This window comes from Pseudomonas sp. DCB_AW (genome assembly GCF_026240895.1).
Classification (GTDB): Bacteria; Pseudomonadota; Gammaproteobacteria; order Pseudomonadales; family Pseudomonadaceae; genus Aquipseudomonas; species Aquipseudomonas kermanshahensis.
The window spans coordinates 35,332-56,359 of record NZ_JAPFCE010000032.1; the positions used below are offsets into that span (position 1 = coordinate 35,332).

Annotated in this window: 18 protein-coding genes; 10 read left to right on the forward strand and 8 right to left on the reverse strand. The window is 63.7% G+C overall.

Annotated elements, in window-relative coordinates:
- Window positions 1-22 precede the first annotated feature (22 nt).
- Both OO306_RS17575 and OO306_RS17580 read right to left on the reverse strand, forming a co-directional pair.
- Window positions 23-2,383, reverse strand: a complete 2,361-nt coding sequence (locus OO306_RS17575; protein WP_265969472.1) for a DNA polymerase II — start codon at window positions 2,381-2,383, stop codon at window positions 23-25.
- A gap of 222 nt (window positions 2,384-2,605) precedes the next feature.
- Window positions 2,606-3,796: an MFS transporter gene (locus OO306_RS17580; protein WP_265969473.1), complete on the reverse strand. Its 1,191-nt coding sequence runs from the start codon at window positions 3,794-3,796 to the stop codon at window positions 2,606-2,608.
- A 119-nt stretch (window positions 3,797-3,915) separates the two neighbouring features.
- On the opposite strand from OO306_RS17580, the gene OO306_RS17585 reads away from it, so the two are divergent.
- Window positions 3,916-4,821 (forward strand): LysR family transcriptional regulator, encoded by a 906-nt coding sequence (locus OO306_RS17585; RefSeq protein WP_265969474.1) that lies wholly within the window; start codon window positions 3,916-3,918, stop codon window positions 4,819-4,821.
- Here OO306_RS17585 and OO306_RS17590 read toward each other — a convergent pair.
- Window positions 4,806-5,726 (reverse strand): LysR substrate-binding domain-containing protein, encoded by a 921-nt coding sequence (locus OO306_RS17590; RefSeq protein ID WP_027593866.1) that lies wholly within the window; start codon window positions 5,724-5,726, stop codon window positions 4,806-4,808. The genes OO306_RS17585 and OO306_RS17590 overlap by 16 nt on opposite strands.
- 160 nt (window positions 5,727-5,886) lie before the next feature.
- Here OO306_RS17590 and OO306_RS17595 point away from each other — a divergent pair, with 160 nt between their 5' ends.
- The 8 genes from OO306_RS17595 (at window position 5,887) to OO306_RS17630 (ending at window position 11,501) form a co-directional block, all read left to right on the forward strand.
- On the forward strand, window positions 5,887-6,663 hold the full coding sequence (locus tag OO306_RS17595; RefSeq protein WP_027593867.1) for a YqcI/YcgG family protein: 777 nt from the start codon (window positions 5,887-5,889) through the stop codon (window positions 6,661-6,663).
- Between the two features lie 2 nt (window positions 6,664-6,665).
- Entirely contained in the window at window positions 6,666-7,292 is a 627-nt protein-coding gene (locus tag OO306_RS17600) for a LysE family translocator (RefSeq protein WP_099429887.1), read from the forward strand.
- Window positions 7,293-7,317: 25 nt separating this feature from the next.
- Window positions 7,318-8,412, forward strand: coding sequence for a hypothetical protein (locus OO306_RS17605; RefSeq protein WP_265969475.1), 1,095 nt, complete (start codon window positions 7,318-7,320; stop codon window positions 8,410-8,412).
- 156 nt (window positions 8,413-8,568) lie between these two features.
- Window positions 8,569-9,264, forward strand: coding sequence for a sel1 repeat family protein (locus tag OO306_RS17610; protein ID WP_027593870.1), 696 nt, complete (start codon window positions 8,569-8,571; stop codon window positions 9,262-9,264).
- Between the two features lie 90 nt (window positions 9,265-9,354).
- Window positions 9,355-10,056, forward strand: coding sequence for an AzlC family ABC transporter permease (locus OO306_RS17615; RefSeq protein WP_027593871.1), 702 nt, complete (start codon window positions 9,355-9,357; stop codon window positions 10,054-10,056).
- Window positions 10,053-10,367 carry an AzlD domain-containing protein gene (locus OO306_RS17620; protein WP_099429890.1) on the forward strand — a complete coding sequence of 105 codons (315 nt, stop codon included), beginning with the start codon at window positions 10,053-10,055 and terminating at the stop codon, window positions 10,365-10,367. Before OO306_RS17615 ends, OO306_RS17620 begins: the two co-directional genes overlap by 4 nt.
- Window positions 10,364-11,197, forward strand: a complete 834-nt coding sequence (locus OO306_RS17625) for an AraC family transcriptional regulator (protein WP_085273250.1) — start codon at window positions 10,364-10,366, stop codon at window positions 11,195-11,197. Before OO306_RS17620 ends, OO306_RS17625 begins: the two co-directional genes overlap by 4 nt.
- 76 nt (window positions 11,198-11,273) lie before the next feature.
- Window positions 11,274-11,501, forward strand: coding sequence for a hypothetical protein (locus OO306_RS17630; RefSeq protein WP_027593874.1), 228 nt, complete (start codon window positions 11,274-11,276; stop codon window positions 11,499-11,501).
- Window positions 11,502-11,536: 35 nt separating this feature from the next.
- Here the strand turns inward: OO306_RS17630 and OO306_RS17635 are convergent, their stop codons facing one another.
- From OO306_RS17635 to OO306_RS17655, 5 genes are all read right to left on the reverse strand, one after another.
- Window positions 11,537-12,025, reverse strand: coding sequence for a copper chaperone PCu(A)C (locus tag OO306_RS17635; protein WP_027593875.1), 489 nt, complete (start codon window positions 12,023-12,025; stop codon window positions 11,537-11,539).
- Complete coding sequence (locus tag OO306_RS17640; protein WP_027593876.1) at window positions 12,025-12,633, reverse strand: SCO family protein; 609 nt, start codon at window positions 12,631-12,633, stop codon at window positions 12,025-12,027. The genes OO306_RS17635 and OO306_RS17640 overlap by 1 nt, the downstream gene beginning before the upstream one ends.
- Before the next feature lie 214 nt (window positions 12,634-12,847).
- On the reverse strand, window positions 12,848-13,432 hold the full coding sequence (nfuA, locus tag OO306_RS17645) for a Fe-S biogenesis protein NfuA (protein ID WP_012271640.1): 585 nt from the start codon (window positions 13,430-13,432) through the stop codon (window positions 12,848-12,850).
- 58 nt (window positions 13,433-13,490) lie between these two features.
- Window positions 13,491-14,525, reverse strand: coding sequence for an acyltransferase (locus OO306_RS17650; RefSeq protein ID WP_265969476.1), 1,035 nt, complete (start codon window positions 14,523-14,525; stop codon window positions 13,491-13,493).
- Between the two features lie 235 nt (window positions 14,526-14,760).
- Complete coding sequence (locus tag OO306_RS17655; RefSeq protein ID WP_027593878.1) at window positions 14,761-17,070, reverse strand: fatty acid cis/trans isomerase; 2,310 nt, start codon at window positions 17,068-17,070, stop codon at window positions 14,761-14,763.
- Between the two features lie 166 nt (window positions 17,071-17,236).
- On the opposite strand from OO306_RS17655, the gene metH reads away from it, so the two are divergent.
- Window positions 17,237-20,944 (forward strand): methionine synthase, encoded by a 3,708-nt coding sequence (gene metH / locus OO306_RS17660; RefSeq protein ID WP_258703897.1) that lies wholly within the window; start codon window positions 17,237-17,239, stop codon window positions 20,942-20,944.
- Window positions 20,945-21,028: the final 84 nt, after the last annotated feature.

The following is a 21,028-nucleotide window of genomic DNA, read 5'->3' on the forward strand; positions in this document are numbered from 1 at the left end:
GCTAGATAGGTAATGCCTGCGCTCAGAACAGCTGTAGCTGGCGGCCGGTCAACGCCGCGAAATCATCCCCGACAAAGGGCAGGATGGCGTCGGCCACCGGTTGCAGTTGGCGGCTCAGGTAATGCTCGTAATCGATGGGTGCCTGCAGGCTCTCCAAGGGTTCAGGGCCGGCCGTGGTGATCAGGTAGCTGATCCAGCCGCCGTTCTGGTACTGCCGGGGTCGGCCAAGGCGGGTGTTGTACTCATCGGCCAGGCGCGCGGCGCGCACATGCGGCGGCACGTTGCGCTGGTAATCGGCCAGCGGACGACGCAAGCGCTTGCGGTACACCATCAACTCATCGAGTTCGCCGGCCAAGGTCTGCTGCACGTACTGGCGCACGTAGTCGCGGTACGGTTGGCCACGGAAGATCCGCCCGTAAAGCGCCTGCTGAAATTCCCGGGCCAGCGGCGACCAGTCGGTGCGTACCGACTCCAGGCCTTTGTAGACCATCTCCTCGCTGCCGTCGGCGCGCTGCACCAGCCCTGCGTAGCGCTTCTTGCTGCCTTCTTCGGTACCGCGGATGGTCGGCATCAGAAAGCGTCGGTAATGGGTTTCGAACTGCAACTCCAGAGCACTTTCCAGGCCCATCGAATCACTCAAGTGCCGGCGCCACCAATGGTTGACCTCGGCCACCAGCTCGCGGCCGATGCGCGCGGCAGCGTCCTCGTCATGGGCGCCTTTGAGCCAGACGAAGGTGGAGTCGGTATCGCCATAGATCACATCGAAACCGCGGGCTTCGATCAGTTCGCGGGTCTGGCGCATGATCTGGTGCCCGCGCATGGTGATCGACGATGCCAGGCGCGGGTCGAAGAACCGGCAGCCACTGGAACCCAGCACACCGTAGAAGGCATTCATGATGATTTTGAGGGCCTGCGACAGCGGCGCGTTGCCCGCGCGCTTGGCCGCCTCCCTGCCCTGCCATACCCGCTCGACAATGGCCGGCAGGCAGTGCTGGCTGCGCGAAAAGCGCCCCCCGCGAAAACCTTCGACCGCGTGCTGCGGGTCGGGCTGACGCAAGCCTTCGACGAGGCCCACTGGGTCGATCAGAAAGGTACGGATGATCGAGGGGTACAGGCTCTTGTAGTCCAGCACCAGCACCGAATCGTAGAGGCCAGGGCGCGAATCCATGACAAAACCGCCGGGGCTGGCTTCGTCCGGGCGGCTGCCGAGGTTGGGCGCGACAAAGCCCAAACGGTGCATCTGCGGCATGTACAAATGGCAGAACGCGGCCACCGAACCGCCGCTTCGGTCCACGGCCAAGCCGGTGACCGAGGCGCGTTCGAGCAGAAACTCGAGCAGCCGGGTGTGGGCGAAGATGCGCGTGACCAGTTCGCAGTCCTTGAGGTTGTAGCGCGCCAGCGACGGTTTGTCTTCGGCGAACATGCGGTTGATTTCATCCATGCGCTGGTATGGCGTGCTGATCGCCTTGCCCTCGCCCAGCAGCGTTTGGGCAACGCTCTCCAGGCTGAACGACGGGAAGCTCCAGGTTGCCGAACGCAAGGCTTCGATGCCGTCGATCAGCAAGCGCCCAGGGGCATCGGCGAACACGTGGCCGCCGCTGGCGTGAGCGCGCAAGGCCATGGGCGCGCCGTTGCGGCCCAGGGCCAAAGGCACCTGCAGGTGCTTGGCATGTTCGTGCAACAGGCGCAGGTCGAACTGCACCAGGTTCCAGCCGATGATCGCATCCGGGTCGTGCCGGGCCATCCATTGGTTGAGGCAATCGAGCAGCGCGGCAGGGTCGTCGCAGTAATGCAGGTCGAAGTCCACCGCGCTGCTGTCGCCGTTGGCCGGGCCGAGCATGTACACCTGGCGCTGGCCGCAGCCTTCGAGGGCGATGCTGTACAGCGCGCCGCGCTCGCTGGTTTCGATATCCAGCGACACCAGGCGCAGCGGCGGTCGGTAGTCTGGCAGTGGTTTGAGCTGGGCGTCGCAGAGCACGCCGTGGGCGTCTGGCTGGCCGGTGAACTGCACCGGGGCCGTGATGAAGCGCTCCATCAGGTAGCGCTCGGGGGGGCGGATATCAGCTTCGTACACCTCGACGCCGGCGTTGCGCAGGCGTTGCTCCAGTTGCATCAACTGGCGATGCTGACGGCAGTACAAGCCCAGCACCGGGCGCTGATCGAAGTCGCGCAGTTGCAAGGGCTTAAGCTCGACACCCGGCTCGTTGGCCAGCAGCACGCGCGCATGTTCGGCCTGCGCCTGCGCGATGAACGCCACCGAGACTTGCGGCGCCAGGCGCAGCTGGCGCGGGCCTTGGTCCGTCGCCAGCCAGAACTCCACGCACGTGCCTTCGGGTGTGTCATGCCAATGCCGGGTCAGGACAAAGCCCTGCTGCAATTCCACCGCGTGGACCTCTGATCGTCTGTTGTGCTGTAAGTGACGATTCTACCCTGTGCAGGGCAATCCAGGGCTGCCATGTCTTGCGTTGTCCTCAGATCCGACCCGGCCTCTGTAGGAGCAGCCTTGTGCTGCGAAGAGGCCGGTAAACCTGGCAGAGTTGCATGGTCAGTACTGGCCTCTTCGCAGCACAAGGCTGCTCCTACAACGACCGCGTAGGCCTGGAAACTATCGGGAGCCGGCCTTGAACCCGCCACGGCGCCCTGCCCAGGCCAGCAGCCACGCCAGGCCAATCAATACCAGCGCCACGGGGCCAAACCAGGCGACGCCCGCCCCGGTCAGCAGCAACCCACCGATAATCCCACCCAAGGCGATGGCGCTGTTCCACACCGTCACCAGCATCGACTGCGCCACGTCACCGCCCTCGCCCGCCGCATCTGCGCAGGCCGTCTGCAACAGTGTTGGCGCGCCGCCGTAGGTCACACCCCACAGCGCGATGCTCAGGTACAGGGCCCACGAGGACGCCTGCCCCAGCATCAGCGTGGCCACGGCAAAACCGGCCAGGCTGAGCAGCACCAGCGTGCGCAGGTGGCGATCGACCAGCAGCCCGACCAGGCCGATGCCCGCCAGCGCCGACAAGCCGAACACCATCAACACCTGGCCGATTTCGGCGGCCATCCCCGCCGCCGCCAGCAACGGCACGATGTAGGTATACAGAATGTTGTGGCCGAGGATCCAGGTCATGATCACCAACAGCACCAACGCCACGCCAGGTGTGCGCAACACCTGCAGCGCCGCCGGTCGCTTGCCGGCGGCCTGCCCCGGGTAGTCCGGCACGGCGCGCAACACCCAGACGACCAGCAGCAGCGCCACCACAGTGACCACGACAAAGGTGGCCCGCCACCCCAACAGTGCCCCTAGCCAGGTACCGATGGGCAAGCCGAGGGACAAGGCTATCGGCTGGCCGAGCATGGCCACCGCCATCGCCCGCCCCTGCAAGGCCACCGGCACCATGCGCCGGGCATGGCCGGCAATCAATCCCCAAGCCAGGCCGGCTGCGGCACCGGTGAAAAAGCGCAGCACCAGGGTAAGGGCATTGGACGACGACAAGGCCGTCAACCCGTTGAACAGCACGAAGCCACCAATCGCCAGCAGCAGTGCACGGCGGCGATACCAGCCTTGGGTCAGGGTCACCAGCGGGATGGCTGTCAGCAGCGAGCCCAATGCGTACGCCGTGACCCACTGCCCGGCCATGGCCTGGCTGATCGCCATGCCGCCGGCGATCTGGTCCAGCAGGCCGGCAGGCAGGGTTTCGCTGAGGATGGCAATGAAGCCGGTCATCGCCAGGGCCAGCAGGCCGCTCAAGGGTAAGCGCTCGGCGCTTTCACCCAGTAGCGGTGCGGAAGAAGTCTGGGACATTGCGGGGTGCCTTGAAGTGGTGATCGAGGCCGGCAGTGTGCATGCCGGGGGTATTGCGGAAAAAGATGGGTACAATGCCGTTCACCCCGGACATTAATGTCCGCAATCAGGAGTGCGCAATGGACAGCCTCAGCGGCTTCGTAGTCTTCAACCGGGTGGCCGAAACCCGCAGTTTCGTGGCTGCAGGCCAGTCGTTGGGCATCAGCGCTTCGGCTGTGGGCAAGCGCGTGGCACGGCTGGAAAGCCGCCTGGGTGTGCGCCTGTTCCACCGCAGCACACGCAGCATCACGTTGACCGCCGAAGGCACGCTGTTTCTTGAACGCAGCCGCCGTATCCTGGCTGAGATCGAGGCCACCGAGCAGGCCCTGTCACAGGCCAGTGAAACCCCGCGCGGTCGCCTGCGTGTGAGCCTGCCCCAGGTCACCGGGCTGGTCATGCCGGCGCTGGCCGACTTCATGGCGTTGTACCCTGAGGTTGAACTGGACCTGGAGTTTACCGACCGCATGGTGGATATCGTCGGTGAAGGGTTCGATGTGGTGATGCGCGGCGGTCAACCCGTGGATTCGCGCCTCAATGCCAAGTTCCTCGGCCACTTCCAGCATCGCCTGGTGGCATCGCCCGAGTACCTGCGCGAACGCGACACGCCCACCCACCCCCGCGACCTGAATGCACACACCTGCCTGCACTACCGCTTCCCCAGCAACGGCAAGCTGGAGACCTGGCCGCTGCGTCAGGAGCACCCCGACCAGGGCTATGACATCCCCATTTCGATGGTGTGCAACCACGTCGAGACACGCATCTGCTTCGCCCTCAACCACCGCGGCATCACCTGCCTGCCAGACTTCAGCGTGCGCCGCGAACTGGCCGCCGGCACGCTGGTGACGGTACTCGACAGTTTCATGGAGCGGCGTGGAAGTTTCTACCTGTTGTGGCCGTCGGGGCGCCAGGTGCCGCCCAAGCTGCGGGTGTTCATCGATTTCATGCTTGAGCGGGTGTTCCCCGGCAGCCCTCAACCGTACAAATAGTTGATGTCCTTGTAGGCCAACGGCGGCACCTGGCTGATCAGAAAATCACGCAGTTTGTGCATCTGCCGGGCCTTGGGGCTGGATTTCAGCCAAGTCATGTAATACCCGTCACCGGTGGCCACCGCGTGCTTGAACGGCGTCACCAGCCGCCCTGCCGACAGGTCGGAGCTGGCCAGCACCAGGTCCACCACCGAGATGCCCAGGCCTTGCTGGGCCGCCGAAATCCCCTGGTCGAGGGTATCGAACACCTGCCCCTGGTCGATGCTGATATCCAGTGCGTCCATCCGCGCCAGCCAACGTCGCCAGTCGCGCCGGTCCGGCGACGGGTGCAGGAACTCGCATTGGCGCAGGTCGGCAAGGTCGGGCTGGGCTTGCGCCATGTAATCGGGGTGGCACACCGGGATCAGCCACTCATCGAACAGCTTGAAGCTCTCAACATCGGCGGGGAAACGGCCGTTGGCCAGCAGGATGGCGCAGTCGTAGGGCTCCGAATAGAAGTCCACGCTGTCGATGTCCATCCACACGCTCGACAGTTGCACGCTGCTGCTGTCATCGAGCTTCTTGAAGCCGTCCAGGGCCCTGAGCAACCAGCGCATGGTGAGCGTGGATGGCGCCTTCAGACGCACACCGTAGCGGTCCTGACGCAGCAGCGCGCAGGCGTTTTCGATGATCTTGAAGCCGACCTTGAGCTCTTGTGACAGCAAACGCCCGTGCTCGGTCAGGCTCAGTTTCGGCCCACGACGCTCGAACAGGTCGCAGCCGAACATGGCCTCGAGGGTCTTGATGTGGTGGCTGACCGCCCCTTGGGTCAGCGCCAACTCCTCCGCCGCACGGGTAAAGGAGCCATAACGAGAGGCCACCTCGAAAGCACGCAGGGCGTGCAAGGCCTGAATCCGTTCCGACATGGCGACGTCCGAAGCATGAGTGAGACTAATAGTAGGTCATAGTTCCACGCGTTTTACAACGTTAAGTCTGTCTCAGAAAATGCGGGTAAATAATAAAGATTACCAACGATTCTGCCTGCATATGACTGGAACGTTACTTAATTAGATGCCTGGGGAAATCATGTTTACGGGTTATGGAAACTGCTATCGCCTGGATGCGCTAGAGCTGGCCGCTGAACATGTGCGGAACACGCAACATTGGACGTACAAAACCATACAACATTTTCGCAGCATTCTCGCCAACCCCGAATTCCCCTGCCTGTTTGGCCGCAAGGCAGTCGCCAGCGAGACCTGCCACATCCTCTTCGCCCGCGCCGAACAACTGGCCGACGACATCGCCCAGGGCCTGGCTGACTACGTGCGCACCATCACACCGATCCCGCTCAAGCAGCGCATCGGCAGCCCATTGGTGGTGTTTCTCGAAACCGCCAGCGAATACACCCTTGCCGAGCAACAGGCGCTGGCCTGGAAAGTTTTGCAGGGCGTACACGCGCGCGACCCGCACCCCTGGCCGCAGGCGATGCCGACCGACCCTCACGACACGGGCTGGTCGTTCTGCTACGCCGGCATGCCGCTGTTCATCAACATGAACTTCCCCGGCCACCAACAGATGAAAAGCCGCAACCTGGGGCCGCACATCACCTTCGTCATCAACCCGCGGGAAAACTTCGACGAAGTGGCCAACGCCAGCACCGAAAGTGGCAAGCGTATCCGTGCCCGCATCCGCGAGCGGGTACAGCATTACAACAACGGCATCATGCCCGACACCCTTGGCGCGTTCGGCGATGCCGACAACTACGAGTGGAAGCAGTACCAGCTACAGGAGGCGGGTTCGCTCAACCCGTCGCGCTGCCCGTTCCACGCCCATGTAACAGCCGACACACTGATCGAGAATTGACCGTGAATACCGCACTCACCGCCACCTATGCCCTGACTGTCCTGCTACTGATCGCCACCCCTGGCCCAGTGGTGGCACTGATCGTCAACACCGCTGCCGCCTCCGGGTCGCGCAAAGCCATGTTCACTGCCGTGGGGACCAACTGGGCGTCCCTGGTACTGATTGGCGCGGCGGCCTGGATCATCCTGACCAGCGCGGCCATCGACAAGGCCTGGCTCAGCGGCATGAGCCTGCTGGGCTGCCTGTTCATCGGCTACATCGCCGTGGGCACCCTCAAGGAAGCCCTGCAGGCGCCCACCCCAGAGTCGGCGAACGAAGCGCCTGGGCCTGGGCGTGGCGGCCTGCTGCAAGGGTTCATGGTGGGTATCTCCAACCCCAAGGACATCATCTTCTTCATCGCCTTCTTCCCTCAGTTCATCCAGATCACCGAGTCGTTCGGCAAGAGCATGGTGGTGCTGTCGCTGTTGTGGGTGGCCATCGATTTTGCCGTGCTCAGCCTGTACATCTTCGCCATCGGCAAGATCGCTTCGCAGCGCAGCAATCGCGTCATCAGCCTGGCCTCGGGCGTTGCCCTGCTGCTGATCGCGGCCGGCGGCCTGCTGTACAACCTCAAGGAACTGGCGGCCTGAGCCGGATGCCTCGCAAGGAGTGCCCATGAGATCGACCGACACGTGCACAGATGTTTTGGGCCTTCCTTCGCCGCTGCAACAGGACTACCAGCGCTTTCTGCAACTGGGCAGCCGCCGTGCGCCACACGCACTGCACATCCACGAGAGCGGCTACCGCTCGGGCACCATCAACACCGATGCGCTCGGCCTGCGCTACAGCCACTGTGCCGGCAAGCGCTTCTCGGCGGCCGAGCGCGGCACGGCGCCGCGCATCAACCTGTTGGTGGGGGGCTCCACCGCCTTGGGCGTCGGTGCCAGCAGCGATGAGCACACGGTGGCTTCGCACCTGTCGATGCTGACCGGCGAGGTCTGGCTGAGCCTGGCAGGCTGTGGGCTCAATGCTGGCCAAGAGCTGCTGATGTTCCTCACTCACCAGCACCGCCTCGGCCAGCTCGGCCACGTGGTGGTGCTCAGCGGCCTCAATACCTTGGCCCATGAGGCCCTCTACGAAATCCTCGCCAGCCCCCGCGAGGCGCATCACGTCACAGGTTTTCAGGAAGCCTTGAACAGTTTCAGCGATGGCATGCCGCCTGCCGCAGCCCCCCGCCGACAATCGCTTTGGCGGCGCATCGGCCAAGCCTTGGCCGCGCCCCCTCCCGCGCCTCCAGCCGCCCAGCCGCTTTCGCCCCCAGAGAAGCGCCTGGCCCGCGCGGCCGACAGCATCGGCCGCACCCTGCGCCAGTGGGAGCGGCTGCTGGCAGACAGCCACGCCACCCTCACTTTCATTCTTCAGCCGCTGCTGCCCTGGTGCCGAGAAACCCTGCCAGCGGGCGAGCAAGCCATGCTGGCGGCGTTGGCGCGCCAGCCCGCGAACTTCGAACGGCTGCTGGACGGGGTCTTCGACAGCCACTTGCACTCGGCCTTCTTTCGCCGCATCAAAGACCAGGCCGACCCGGTAGCCTGCTATGACATGAACAGCATGCTCAGCAGCTCGCCCGTGTTTGGCGCCGACCTGTTCGTCGACCGCCTGCACCTCAACGACCTGGGCAACAACGCACTGGCCAAAGTCATTACCGCCAAGCTTGGCCTGGCCCAGGAAAAACACGCTCAGCGCAAGGTCACGCCTATCAAGCTCGTCTGACAGTTGCCCGCCGGTCTTCCGGCGAGGCCCCTTGGGTGGCTAGAATACGTCGTCGTTCCGATTCGCCCGAGGCGTACCTGTACCTGTGATGAACATCCAAGCCGTGCATCAACCACTGGCCGCCTGTCGTGACTGCCCGTCCCACGAGGCCTGCCTGTGAGTCGTGTGGCAACCCTGTCGCCGCTGGTGATCGCCTTGATGCCACTGGCCGCGCAAGCGCTCGACGTGCGCATCGACCCGCATGCCGACTTGCTCTACCGCCAGGCCCTGCCCTTGCTCGAGCAGGCCGACAGCCAGGACGACGGCGCCAGCTCACTGCGCACTGCCGTGGGCAGCGACCCGGAGCTCACCCGCCAAGGCCAGGCCCTGGCGCACACCTTGCCCACCGCCGTGGCACTGCTGAAAAAGTCGGTGGAGCTTGGCCACCCCGTGGCCCAGTACCGGCTGGCGCTGTACTACATGACCTACCTGCCGGTGGCCCAGATCCCGGACGCTGCCTGCCCTTTGCTGGAGGCGAGCCTCAAGCAAGGCTTCGCGCCCCCGGCACCGGCCATTGCCACCTGGTGCCCGCCCTACAACGCCAGCGCAGACTATCGCGCTGCGCTGGAGGCGATCCCAAGCATGGCCCCCCAATACGCCCCCTACTACCCACAGCCCACCACACGACTGGCCTGCAACCGCAGCCAGCCGCAAGGCCTGAACATGCAGTGGGGGCGCCAGCGTGACTACCAGGCCGAGGTGTACCGGGTGCTGGCCGACCTTGACCCAGGGCATCGCCAGGCCTTGCTGCAGAAGGCCGTGGACATCAACGGATGCTCGACTGCGCAGCGCTGGTTGACCAGCCATCGATAGCGGCCAGTCGACAAACCAGCAAGATCGTTCAAGCCATGGCCCGCTTCACTCTGGCATGCTGCCCAACCGAGTACACGCGTTGCAGCCACCATGCCCCACAGCCCACACATCGCTCGCCAAGCCTTTGTTCATGGCGCCATCGCCATCCTCCCGCTTTCCCTGGCCGTCGCCCCCTGGGGCCTGCTGGCCGGCTCCATGGCCATCGAGGCCAACCTCAGCGCCTGGCAAGGCCAGGGGCTGTCGGCCATCGTCTTTGCCGGTGCCGCACAACTGGTGGCGATCGGCATGCTCAAGGGCGGTGCCAACCTGGCGTCGATCCTGCTCACCACCTTGCTGCTGACATCGCAGCACCTGCTGTACGGCTTATCCATGCGCCCGGTGCTGTCGAACCAGCCGCTGCGCTGGCGATTGGGCCTGGGCTTTTTGCTAACCGACGAGTTCTTTGCCCTGACCAGCCATTATGACCAGCAGCAGTTCAATCGCTGGTATGCGCTAGGCGTGGGCCTGACCTTCTACATCGCCTGGAACCTGTTCACCTTGGCAGGCATCGTCCTTGGCCAGAACATCCCGCACCTCGACCAATTGGGCCTGGACTTCTCGATTGTCGCCACCTTCGTCGCCCTGATCGCGCCACTGGTGCGCAACCTGGCCACGGTGGTGTGCGTGGCCGTTTCGCTGTTCTGCTCGGTCCTGTTCAGTGCCTGGCACTGGGAAACCGCCCTGGTGGCCGCGGGCCTGCTCGGCATGGGCGCCGGCTTCATTTGCCAAAAGTGCTTTGGAGGCCGCGCATGACTTGGTTACTGATTTTCGCCATGGGCGCCATCGTGTTTCTCAATCGCTATGCGTTTCTTGAACCACGCCTGCCCTTGCGCCTGAGTTCCAATGCCCGGCAGTTTCTGGGCTTCGCGGTGCCGGGCATGCTCACCGCCATCTGCGGGCCGATCATCTTCATGCCTGACCACCAGCTGAACCTGAGCCTGCTCAACCCTTATCTGCTGGGCTCGGTGGTGGCCGTCATCTTGGTGCTGTTGACCCGCAGCGTGTTGCTGAGCATGCTGGTGAGCATGTTGATCTTCTTCCTCCTGCGCAGCTGGCTGGCATGACCACGCCCCTGCGCGAGCAGACGCACCTGTGGCAGGCGCCGGCGTTGGGCGACGTCGAAATGCTGCACGCGCGATATTTCCAACAGCGCTTCGCCCCGCACGTGCATGAAGGCTACGTGTTCACCGTGATCGAGTCGGGCGCCCAGCGCTTCTGGCATCGCGGCAGCGAACACCTGGCCCCGGTGGGCAGCATGGTGTTGATCAACCCCGACGAACTGCACACCGGCGCCACGGCCCACGAAGCCGGCTGGCGCTACCGCGGTTTCTACCCAGAACATGAGCGGGTAACGGGCGTGCTGGAGGAGCTGGAACTGGGCCGCCACGGCATGCCCACCTTCAAGGACAGTGTGATCCAGGACCCGGCCCTGGCGCTCGCCTTCAGCCAGCTGCACCAGTTGTCCGAAGGCGCAGCCAGTGCCCTGGAACAGCAGACCGCCTGGCGCCATGCCGTGCTGGCCCTGGTGCAACGCCATGGGCAATGCGCCGAACCCGCTGCACCGGGCCATGAGCCGCAGGCGGTGGCCCGCGCCCGTGAACTGCTGGAGAGTCAGCTGGCCGACCCGCCATCGCTTGAAGCCCTGGCGGCGGCGGTCAACCTGTCACCCTTCCACTTCGCCCGGGTGTTTCGCCAGGCCACCGGCCTGCCGCCCCATGCCTGGCTCAAGCAACGGCGCCTGGCCCGTGCCCGTGAGTTTTTGAAACGCGGCCAGGCGGCTTCGGAGGTGGCGTTTGCGCTTGGGTTTGCCGACCAGAGCCACTTGAGCCGGCAGTTCAAGCAGGCCTATGGGGTGACCCCAGGCGCATACCGCAGCGCCTGCCTGCCAAGCTGACGCCCTGCGACACCCGGCCCCAGGCAAGCTTGCTGGCCACTGCTACACTGACAGGGCTGAATTGGAGGATCCTGCCATGTCCGAAAGAGAGCTCACCACCCTCATATCGCTGATGAACCAGCGTCAGGCCTGCCTGAGCAGTGCCTGCAAGGAGATTGCCGACTGGATCGACCGGCAGGGCGATGTGCCCGCCGCCGGCAAGATCCGCGCGAGTCTAAAGGCCCTGGAGGCCGACGAAGCCCAGGTACGCAAGACCTTGACCTCGCTGACCCTCGACAGGCCATTGCCGCGTTTTCGTAGCTGAATGAATTGGGGCCGCTATGCGCGGCCCCAGATCAATCAGTGTTTCATGTGCATGTGGTCATGCCCACCGCCTGCCTCGGCGTTGAGCGGACGCACTGGCGCTTGCACCTGCAGCGTTTCCTTGCCGCCCTTGGCATCTTCGATGACCAGGGTCAGTGGCACCTGCTCGCCTTCTTTCACCTGCTGGTTCAACCCCATCAGCATCACGTGCAGGCCGTTCGGGTCCAGGGTGACTGCTTTGCCAGCCGGCAACTCGACGGCCTTGACCTCGCGCATGCCCATCACGTCGCCGTTCATGGTCATTTCATGCACTTGCACGGTCTTGGCCACAGGCGATTCAACGCCAACCAGCTTGCTGTCGCTGCTGGCCGTGAGGGTCATGAAGGCACCGGTGGACTGCTGCTGCGGCACGCTGGCGCGGACCCAGGCATCACTCACGGTGGTCTGGGCCAGGGCAGGCAGGGCAAGGCCCAGCAGGGCGATGGCGGCCAGGCCGCGTTTGATCGGTTGCAGTGAAACAGCCATTAGCAAATCTCCATCAGGGTGACCAGGTCTTCAGCGCATTCCTTGGCATTCAGGGAATGGCCCAGGCTCAGGCGCAGGGTGCCACGCGTATCGTAGACGTAGCTGGTGGACGAATGAGAGATGGTGTAGGTATCACCGGCCGGGACCTTCTCGTAGAACACCTTGAACTCTTTGGCCACCTCGGCGATTTCTTCGGGGGTGCCCGTCAGCGCGGTGAACGAGGGGTCGAACGCTTTGACGTAGGCGTCGAGCACTTCGGGGGTGTCGCGCTCCGGGTCCAGGGTGATGAATACCACCTGGAACAAGTCACGGTCGCGGCCCCTGAGCAACTGCCTGATTTGCGCCGCCCGCGCCAGCGTGGTCGGGCAGACCGCCGGGCACTGGGTGAAGCCGAAGAAAATCATCGGCATGCTGCCGTAAAAGCTCGACAGGGTACGCGGGTTGCCTTGGGGGTCCTTGAGGTTGAACTTGCGCCCAAGGATTTCGTTGCTCATGTTCTTGCCGTACTTGAACTCAAGACCCCGGGCCGGGCTGCAGCCAGCCAGCAGGCCAAGCCCGAGAACGCCCATCCCGGCGACAACCGCGCGCCGGGTATACAGATCATTCATGGAACTATCCTTTACAGGCCATCCTTTACAGGAAAGGTACCGGCCCTTGGGACGGGCCAGCCGAAAAACCGGGGCATTCTTACATGACACCCCAAGTGCTTCTACCCGACGAAGGCGCAGATGGCCTGCAGCCCTTTGAATACGGGCTGCGGCCTGTTGTCGCAGGGGTTGAACTCGTAACAGTTTGTTGCTAAGGAAGCGGCGAACCCTGGTATCAGTAGTACGCGTTTTCCTTCTGGGTGTGGTCGGTCACGTCGCGCACACCTTTGAGCTCCGGAATCCGCTCGAGCAGGGTGCGCTCGATGCCTTCCTTCAGGGTCACGTCGGCCTGGCCGCAGCCCTGGCAACCGCCGCCGAACTGCAGCACAGCGATGCCGTCGTCGACCACGTCCACCAAGCTTACCTGGCCGCCATGGCTGGCCAGGCCCGGGTTGATCTCAGTCTGCAGGTAGTAGTTGATACGCTCGTTGATCGGGCTGTCTTCGTTGACCATCGGCACCTTGGCATTCGGCGCCTTGATGGTCAGCTGGCCGCCCATGCGGTCAGTGGCGTAGTCGACCAGCGCGTCTTCAAGGAAGGGTACGCTGACTGCATCGAGGTAAGCGGTGAAGCTCTTCAGACCCACGGCGGTGTCGTCAGGCTTCTCTTCGCCCGGCTTGCAGTAGGCAATGCACGTCTCTGCGTACTGGGTGCCTGGCTGGGTGATGAAAATGCGGATGCCGATGCCGGGCGTATTCTGCTTGGAGAGCAGATCGGCCAGGTAATCATGGGCGGCGTCGGTAATGGTTATAGCGCTCATGGAAGTTCCTCACAGACTTGCGGCCAAGTGTACGCCAACCTGGCCCTTGTACAAAGTCCTAGTATTTGACTCGGGAAAGCGCATACGCCGGCGCCTGCCCCCGTGGCGCCGCCAGCCAGGCCTGCATCCGCCGATACAGGCCGCGCTCCAGCCACTGGTAGCTGAACCACGACATTAGTCCAATGGACGGCACGCACAGGGCAAACACCAGGTACGGGTTCAGGTGCAGCCGCTGGCTGGCGAACCAGCCGGCATACAGCACCAGCACGTGAATCAGGTAGACCGAATACGAACAGTCGCCCAGCGCCTTGAGCAGCCGGTTACCCGCGAACAACGGCTCCAGGGAGACAAAGGCCAGCACCACCAGCGCGCTCGGCAGGCCCCAGTGCAGCAGGCGCTGGGAGGCGTCGAGGTGGTAGATGGCATACCCCGCCACCGCGAGCAACGCCAGGGGCGTCCAGATGCCCTGGCGGATCACACCGCGCCGATACAGCACACCCAGGCCGATGCCGAGCAGGAACTCATAAATGATGTCGTTGTTGTAGAAGCGGCTGAGCACACCCAGCCGCCCCAGCACTTCACTCACCAGCAGCAGCGCGACAGTGACCAGCAGCAACTGATGACGTTGGCGGACCAGGAATGCCAGGCCGAACAGCAGGTAGAAGAACATCTCGAAGTTCAGCGTCCAGCCCACGTTCAAGGTCGGATAAAGGCCATACCCGCCGGGGTTTTCCGCAGGCACGAACAGCAGCGACAACAGCAGGTGGTGCCAGTCGAATTCCTGGTGCGGCATCCAGCGGCTGGCCGCCAGCAGCAGGCCCGCCATGACCAAGGTGTAGAACCAGTACGCCGGGACGATGCGCAGTACCCGGTTGAGCAGGAACTGGCGGGGTTCGATGGTTTTGTCGCGGGTGGAGAGGTAGATAACCAGGCCGCTGATGACGAAGAAGATGTCGACGCCGACAGCGCCCCGGTCGGTGAGCAGTTGGCCGATGGGCCCACTGGCCTTGAAGTCGAAGAAGATCTGCATGAAATGGTGGCAGACCACCACCCAGGCGGCGAACGCCCGCAGTGCCTGAAGCGAATACAGCATGAAATACCCTGCGATTGCCGGTGCATTGAGGCCGCTGGCCGAATGCAGAGGCGAGCGCTACGCGCTCGTTCGCGGGTAAACCCGCTCCCACAGGTACTGCACCGGTCAAGAGGCCAGCGCTTTCCCTGTGGGAGCGGGTTCACCCGCGAAGGGCTGCAAAGCAGCCCCCCTGCAATCGATCAAGACCACCCAACCTTTCCGACCGCAGTTGTTTCGGAAAGGTCAGGTTGACCGATCAGAGGTTCTCGTAGCGGTTCATGTCCAGCACACCCGCTTCCACCGGCTGGGTCTCCTTGATGTAGCTATTGAGGTCGTGGAAGTACTGCCAGAACTGCGGATGGCTGCGGCGCACGCCCCAGCGCATGACGATGCGCTCGAATTTGTCGGCATCATCACGCGCATACTCCATGTCCTCGACAAACTCGGGCACGTCCTCGGCCGGAATGTTGAAGATGAAGTTCGGGTAACTGCTGAGCACGCCTGGGTACAAGGTCAGGGTGTCCAGCCCAGGCTGATAGCGGTAGGCCTCACCCAGTAGGAAGGCAACGTTGCTGTGCGCACGGTTGCGCAGCAGGCTGTACACCTGGCGCTGGCCGCCCTGCCCTTCGATACGCAGCATCGTCGCCTCAGGCAGCTGGTTGATGACTTTGAGCCCGGCAGCCGGGCGCGACACCAGGCGGCTGAGCGACTGCTCGACATTGCGGAACGCTTCGTTCATCTGCGGCCGCGAGCAGTAAGCCCCCTGGCAGCGGTTGATCGGGTCAGGTGCTGCATTCAGGCTGCCGGTACGCTGCACCAGCTTGAGCCCAAAGTCGCGTTTTGGGTTCGCCGGGTCCAGCTTGATACCGCTTGGGGTGTCAGTGTCGATGTCCTCGTAATCGAGCCACATCTTCACCTTGCCGCTGTTCTGGTACCAGTCGCTGAGGATCGCGCCACGCTGGTCGGCCGGCATCAGGCGCAGGAAGTTGACCTCCGCGCCATTGCGGATCAGGTCGAAGTACAGGCGGGTCTGCAACTGGTGCGAAACGTTGCCGAACACATCGAAGTTGACGGCCAATTGGTAGTAGGTGCGCTCGAACAAGGGGTAGTCGAACAGCCACACGGTGAGCGGCACATCTCCGATCAGGCCCTTGGTCACCGAGGCGCTGTCGAAGTGACGGAAGATGCTCAGCAGTGCATTGTCGTTACCGGCCCACAGCGTCGACCAACCCGGCGCCGGCATTTCGGCATAGGCTTCGCGGCGCAGTTTTTCGTATTCGTTGCGCTTGTCGCGGTAGGCATGCCAGAGGCCCAGCACACTGCCCACGTCGTCGATCTGGCCCGGCATGGCCAGCAGCGGCGTGGCCTCGCCACGGTACTGGGCATCGGTGATGTAGCGGTCGTGGGCCGGCTCCTGGAACAGCGCCCAGAAGTTGTCGCGGATCACGTCGGTTGCAATCTGCCCACGGCACACCGGGCCACGGATGAAGGTGCGCACGAAGTACTCAGCGTTATCCAGCATGAACTGGTAACGCGCCACCGCCGGGATCGCCTCGAAGGTCTCGAACGGGTTGGCCCGGTGGCGCGGGCCATAGCCTGGCAGCGCCGAGGCATGCCAGTCACCCGCGTAGAACAGTTGCTTGACCCGCTTGAGCTTCTGCGGCCCCATTGGGTAGGTGATGTGCGTCTTGTGCACGATCACACCCTGCACCGGCATCAGCCGGTAGTAGAAGTCGGTGCCTGGCGGGTCGTTGGGGCGTCGGGTCGCGATCACGTCGACCGGCTGGCCACTGGGCGTGCGGGAACGCACCCACTGGAAGAAGTGGCCCTGCTCGCCGCCGACGAAGTAGATGTGCGCAAGGAACAGGTGCTCGTAAAGCCAGCGGCCAACCAGCGCCTCGGTCGAACCCGGGCGGTTGAGCAACTCTTCCCAGTCGGCGATCTGCTTGGCCTCGACCGCACTCGGCTGAATCGGCTGGTACTCCACCGGCGCGCCAGCTGCCAGCCAGCGTTGCAGGGTGGTGTACTCCTGGTCGGTCAGGCCGGTAACCGCCAGCGGCATGCCTTCTTTGGGGTGCGCGCCGGCGTAGGCGTCGAACTCATGGGGCAAAGGGCACATGTTGTTGCGGTTGATGCCCAGAACGATGTCCTCGGGCAGCTTGGCATTGGGCGTAAGCGGCGTCTTGTGCCCCAGCTCGAGCATGCGCGCCATCAGCGCGGCCTGGCTGCCCTGGCCGTCAAGCACCGAGTAGAAGCCCTTCTTGCGCCACTCGCCCTCGCTGTGGGCGTCGTAGAACAGCCGCGTGGTCGGCACCGCCGCGCTGCGGTCACCTTGGTACACCGGCACCTTGGTTGCCCCCCGCACCGCGCCCTCAGGGCTTTCCAGCTTGAGCTGGCAGGCCGCGTCGTTGCAGGCATGGCAGGCCACGCACTTCTCGGTGAAAATCGGCTGGATATCCCGGGTGTAGGAAATAGCCGGGCTCGATTGGGCAGCCTGCCCGAAGGTCGCGCCACTGATGAGCAAGGCGAAAACGCCCGCCCAAGCACGAATACAACGATGCACCATGTGCGGAAAGTCCTGGTTCTTGAAAGCCATCACGATTGCCTGGTCGTCCTTGGGTGCTTGTGTGCCAACATGAGCTAAATTCATGCAAATGGGCAGTGCGCCTAAAAACCGCGCAGCTTTGTTATGATTCGGCACCTTCTGATATTCGCCCGACCAGGTAGTTCCTATGTCCGACCGCAGCGCTCGTCTCCAAGCACTCCAGCACGCACTCAAAGAGCGCATCCTGATCCTCGACGGCGGCATGGGTACTATGATCCAAAGTTATCGCCTCGAGGAACACGACTATCGTGGCACGCGCTTTGCCGATTGGCCAAGCGATGTGAAAGGTAACAACGACTTGTTGCTGCTCAGCCGCCCCGATGTCATCGCCGCGATCGAGAAAGCCTACCTGGACGCTGGCGCCGATATTCTCGAAACCAACACCTTCAACGCCACGCAGATTTCCCAGGCCGACTACGGCATGGAGTCGCTGGTCTACGAGCTGAACGTCGAAGGCGCGCGCATCGCCCGCCAGGTGGCCGACGCCAAGACCCTGGAGACGCCGGACAAACCGCGCTTCGTCGCCGGCGTGCTGGGCCCGACCAGCCGCACCTGCTCGATTTCCCCGGACGTCAACGACCCCGGCTACCGCAACGTCACCTTCGACGAGTTGGTAGAAAACTACATCGAGGCCACCCGCGGCCTGATCGAGGGCGGCGCCGACCTGATCCTGATCGAAACCATCTTCGACACCCTCAATGCCAAGGCGGCGATCTTCGCCGTGCAACAGGTGTTCGAGGATGACAACGTCGAACTGCCGATCATGATTTCCGGCACCATCACCGACGCCTCGGGCCGCACCCTGTCGGGCCAGACCACCGAAGCCTTCTGGAACTCGGTGCGCCACGCCAAGCCGATTTCCGTCGGCCTCAACTGCGCCCTCGGCGCCAAGGACCTGCGCCCGTACCTGGAAGAGCTGTCGACCAAGGCCGACACCCACGTCTCTGCGCACCCCAACGCCGGCCTGCCCAACGCCTTCGGTGAGTACGACGAAACCCCGGCCGAAATGGCCGCGGTGGTCGAGGAGTTCGCTGCCAGCGGCTTCCTTAACATCATCGGCGGCTGCTGCGGCACTACCCCGGGCCACATCCAGGCCATCGCCGAGGCGGTTGCCAAGTACAAGCCACGTGAGATCCCGGAGATCGCCAAGGCCTGCCGCCTGTCGGGCCTGGAGCCGTTCACCATCGACCGCCAGTCGCTGTTCGTCAACGTGGGCGAGCGCACCAACATCACCGGTTCCGCCAAGTTCGCCCGGCTGATCCGCGAAGAGAACTACACCGAAGCCCTGGAAGTGGCCCTGCAACAGGTCGAGGCCGGCGCCCAGGTGATCGACATCAACATGGACGAAGGGATGCTCGACTCCCAGGCCGCCATGGTCCGCTTCCTCAACATGATCGCCGGCGAACCGGACATCTCCCGCGTGCCGATCATGATCGACTCCTCCAAGTGGGAAGTGATCGAGGCGGGCCTCAAGTGCATCCAGGGCAAGGGCATCGTCAACTCGATTTCCATGAAGGAAGGCGTCGAGCAGTTCAAGCACCACGCCCGCCTGTGCAAGCGCTACGGCGCCGCCGTGGTGGTGATGGCCTTCGACGAGGTCGGCCAGGCAGACACCGCCGCGCGCAAGAAGGAAATCTGCAAGCGCAGCTACGACATCCTGGTCAACGAAGTCGGCTTCCCGCCGGAAGACATCATCTTCGACCCGAACATCTTCGCCGTCGCCACCGGCATCGAAGAACACAACAACTACGCTGTCGACTTCATCGAAGCCTGCGCCTACATCCGCGACCACCTGCCCCACGCCTTGAGCTCGGGTGGTGTGTCCAACGTGTCGTTCTCGTTCCGCGGCAACAACCCGGTGCGTGAAGCGATCCACTCGGTGTTTCTGTTCCACGCCATCCGCAACGGCCTGACCATGGGTATCGTCAACGCCGGCCAGCTGGAAATCTACGACGAGATCCCGGCCGACCTGCGCAACAAGGTCGAGGACGTGGTGCTCAACCGCACCCCGGAAGGCACCGATGCCCTGCTGGCCATCGCCGACGACTACAAAGGCGGCGGCGCCACCAAGGAAGTCGAAAACGAAGCCTGGCGCTCGCTGCCAGTCGGCAAACGCCTGGAACATGCCCTGGTCAAAGGCATCACCGCACACATCGTCGAAGACACCGAGGAGTGCCGCCAGCAGTGCGCGCGCCCGATCGAAGTCATCGAAGGCCCGCTGATGAGCGGCATGAACGTGGTCGGCGACCTGTTCGGTGCCGGCAAGATGTTCTTGCCGCAGGTGGTCAAGTCGGCGCGCGTGATGAAGCAGGCCGTGGCACACCTGATCCCGTTCATCGAAGCCGAAAAAGGCGACAAGCCCGAAGCCAAGGGCAAGATCCTGATGGCCACGGTCAAGGGCGACGTGCACGACATCGGCAAGAACATCGTCGGCGTGGTGCTGGGCTGTAACGGCTACGACATCGTCGACCTGGGCGTGATGGTGCCGGCCGAGAAAATCCTGCAGACCGCACGCGACGAGAAATGCGACATCATCGGCTTGTCCGGCCTGATCACCCCGTCGCTGGACGAGATGGTCCACGTTGCCCGCGAAATGCAGCGTCAGGGTTTCAACCTGCCGCTGATGATCGGTGGCGCGACCACCTCCAAGGCGCACACGGCGGTGAAGATCGAACCCAAGTACAGCAACGACGCGGTGATCTACGTCACCGACGCTTCGCGCGCCGTCGGCGTCGCGACCCAATTGTTGTCCAAGGAGCTCAAGCCCGGCTTCGTCGAGAAGACCCGCCAGGATTACGTTGAAGTGCGCGAGCGCACCGCCAACCGCAGTGCCCGCACCGAGCGCCTGAGCTACGCCAAGGCCATCGCGGCCAAGCCGCAGTATGACTGGGCAAGCTACCAGCCAGCCGTGCCTACCTTCACCGGTGTGAAGGTGCTGGAAGACATAGACCTGCGCACCCTGGCCGAGTACATCGACTGGACGCCGTTCTTCATCTCCTGGGACCTGGCCGGCAAATTCCCGCGCATCCTCACCGACGAAGTGGTCGGCGAGGCCGCGACGTCCCTGTACAAGGACGCCCGCGAGATGCTCGACAAACTGATCGACGAGAAGCTGATCAGTGCCCGCGCCGTGTTCGGCTTCTGGCCAGCCAACCAGGTCGCCGATGACGACATCGAGGTCTATGGCGATGACGGCCAGCCCCTGGCCACCTTGCACCACCTGCGCCAGCAGACCATCAAGCCTGACAACAAGCCAAACTGGTCGCTGGCCGACTTCGTCGCACCCAAAGACAGCGGCATCACCGACTATGTCGGCGGCTTCATCACCACCGCGGGCATCGGCGCCGAGGAAGTGGCCAAGGCCTACCAGGACAAGGGCGATGACTACAGCTCAATCATGGTCAAGGCCTTGGCCGACCGCCTGGCCGAAGCCTGCGCCGAATGGCTGCACGAGCAGGTGCGTAAAGAGCACTGGGGTTACGCCCGCGACGAGCACCTGGACAACGAAGCGTTGATCAAGGAGCAGTACAGCGGCATCCGCCCTGCCCCCGGCTACCCGGCCTGCCCGGACCACACCGAGAAAGAAACCCTGTTCCGCCTGCTCGATGGCACGGCCATTGGCGAGACAGGCCCAAGCGGCGTGTTCCTGACCGAACACTTTGCGATGTTCCCGGCGGCGGCGGTCAGCGGCTGGTACTTTGCCCACCCGCAGGCGCAGTACTTTGCCGTGGGCAAGGTCGACAAGGACCAGATCGACAGCTACAGCGCGCGTAAAGGCCAGGAGGTGAGCGTGAGTGAGCGTTGGTTGGCGCCAAACCTTGGGTACGACAGCTAAGACCGTTCTAGCCTGACTGGCCTCTTCGCGGGCAAGCCCGCTCCTACAGGGATTTGCGCGCCCTTCCTGTGGGAGCGGGCTTGC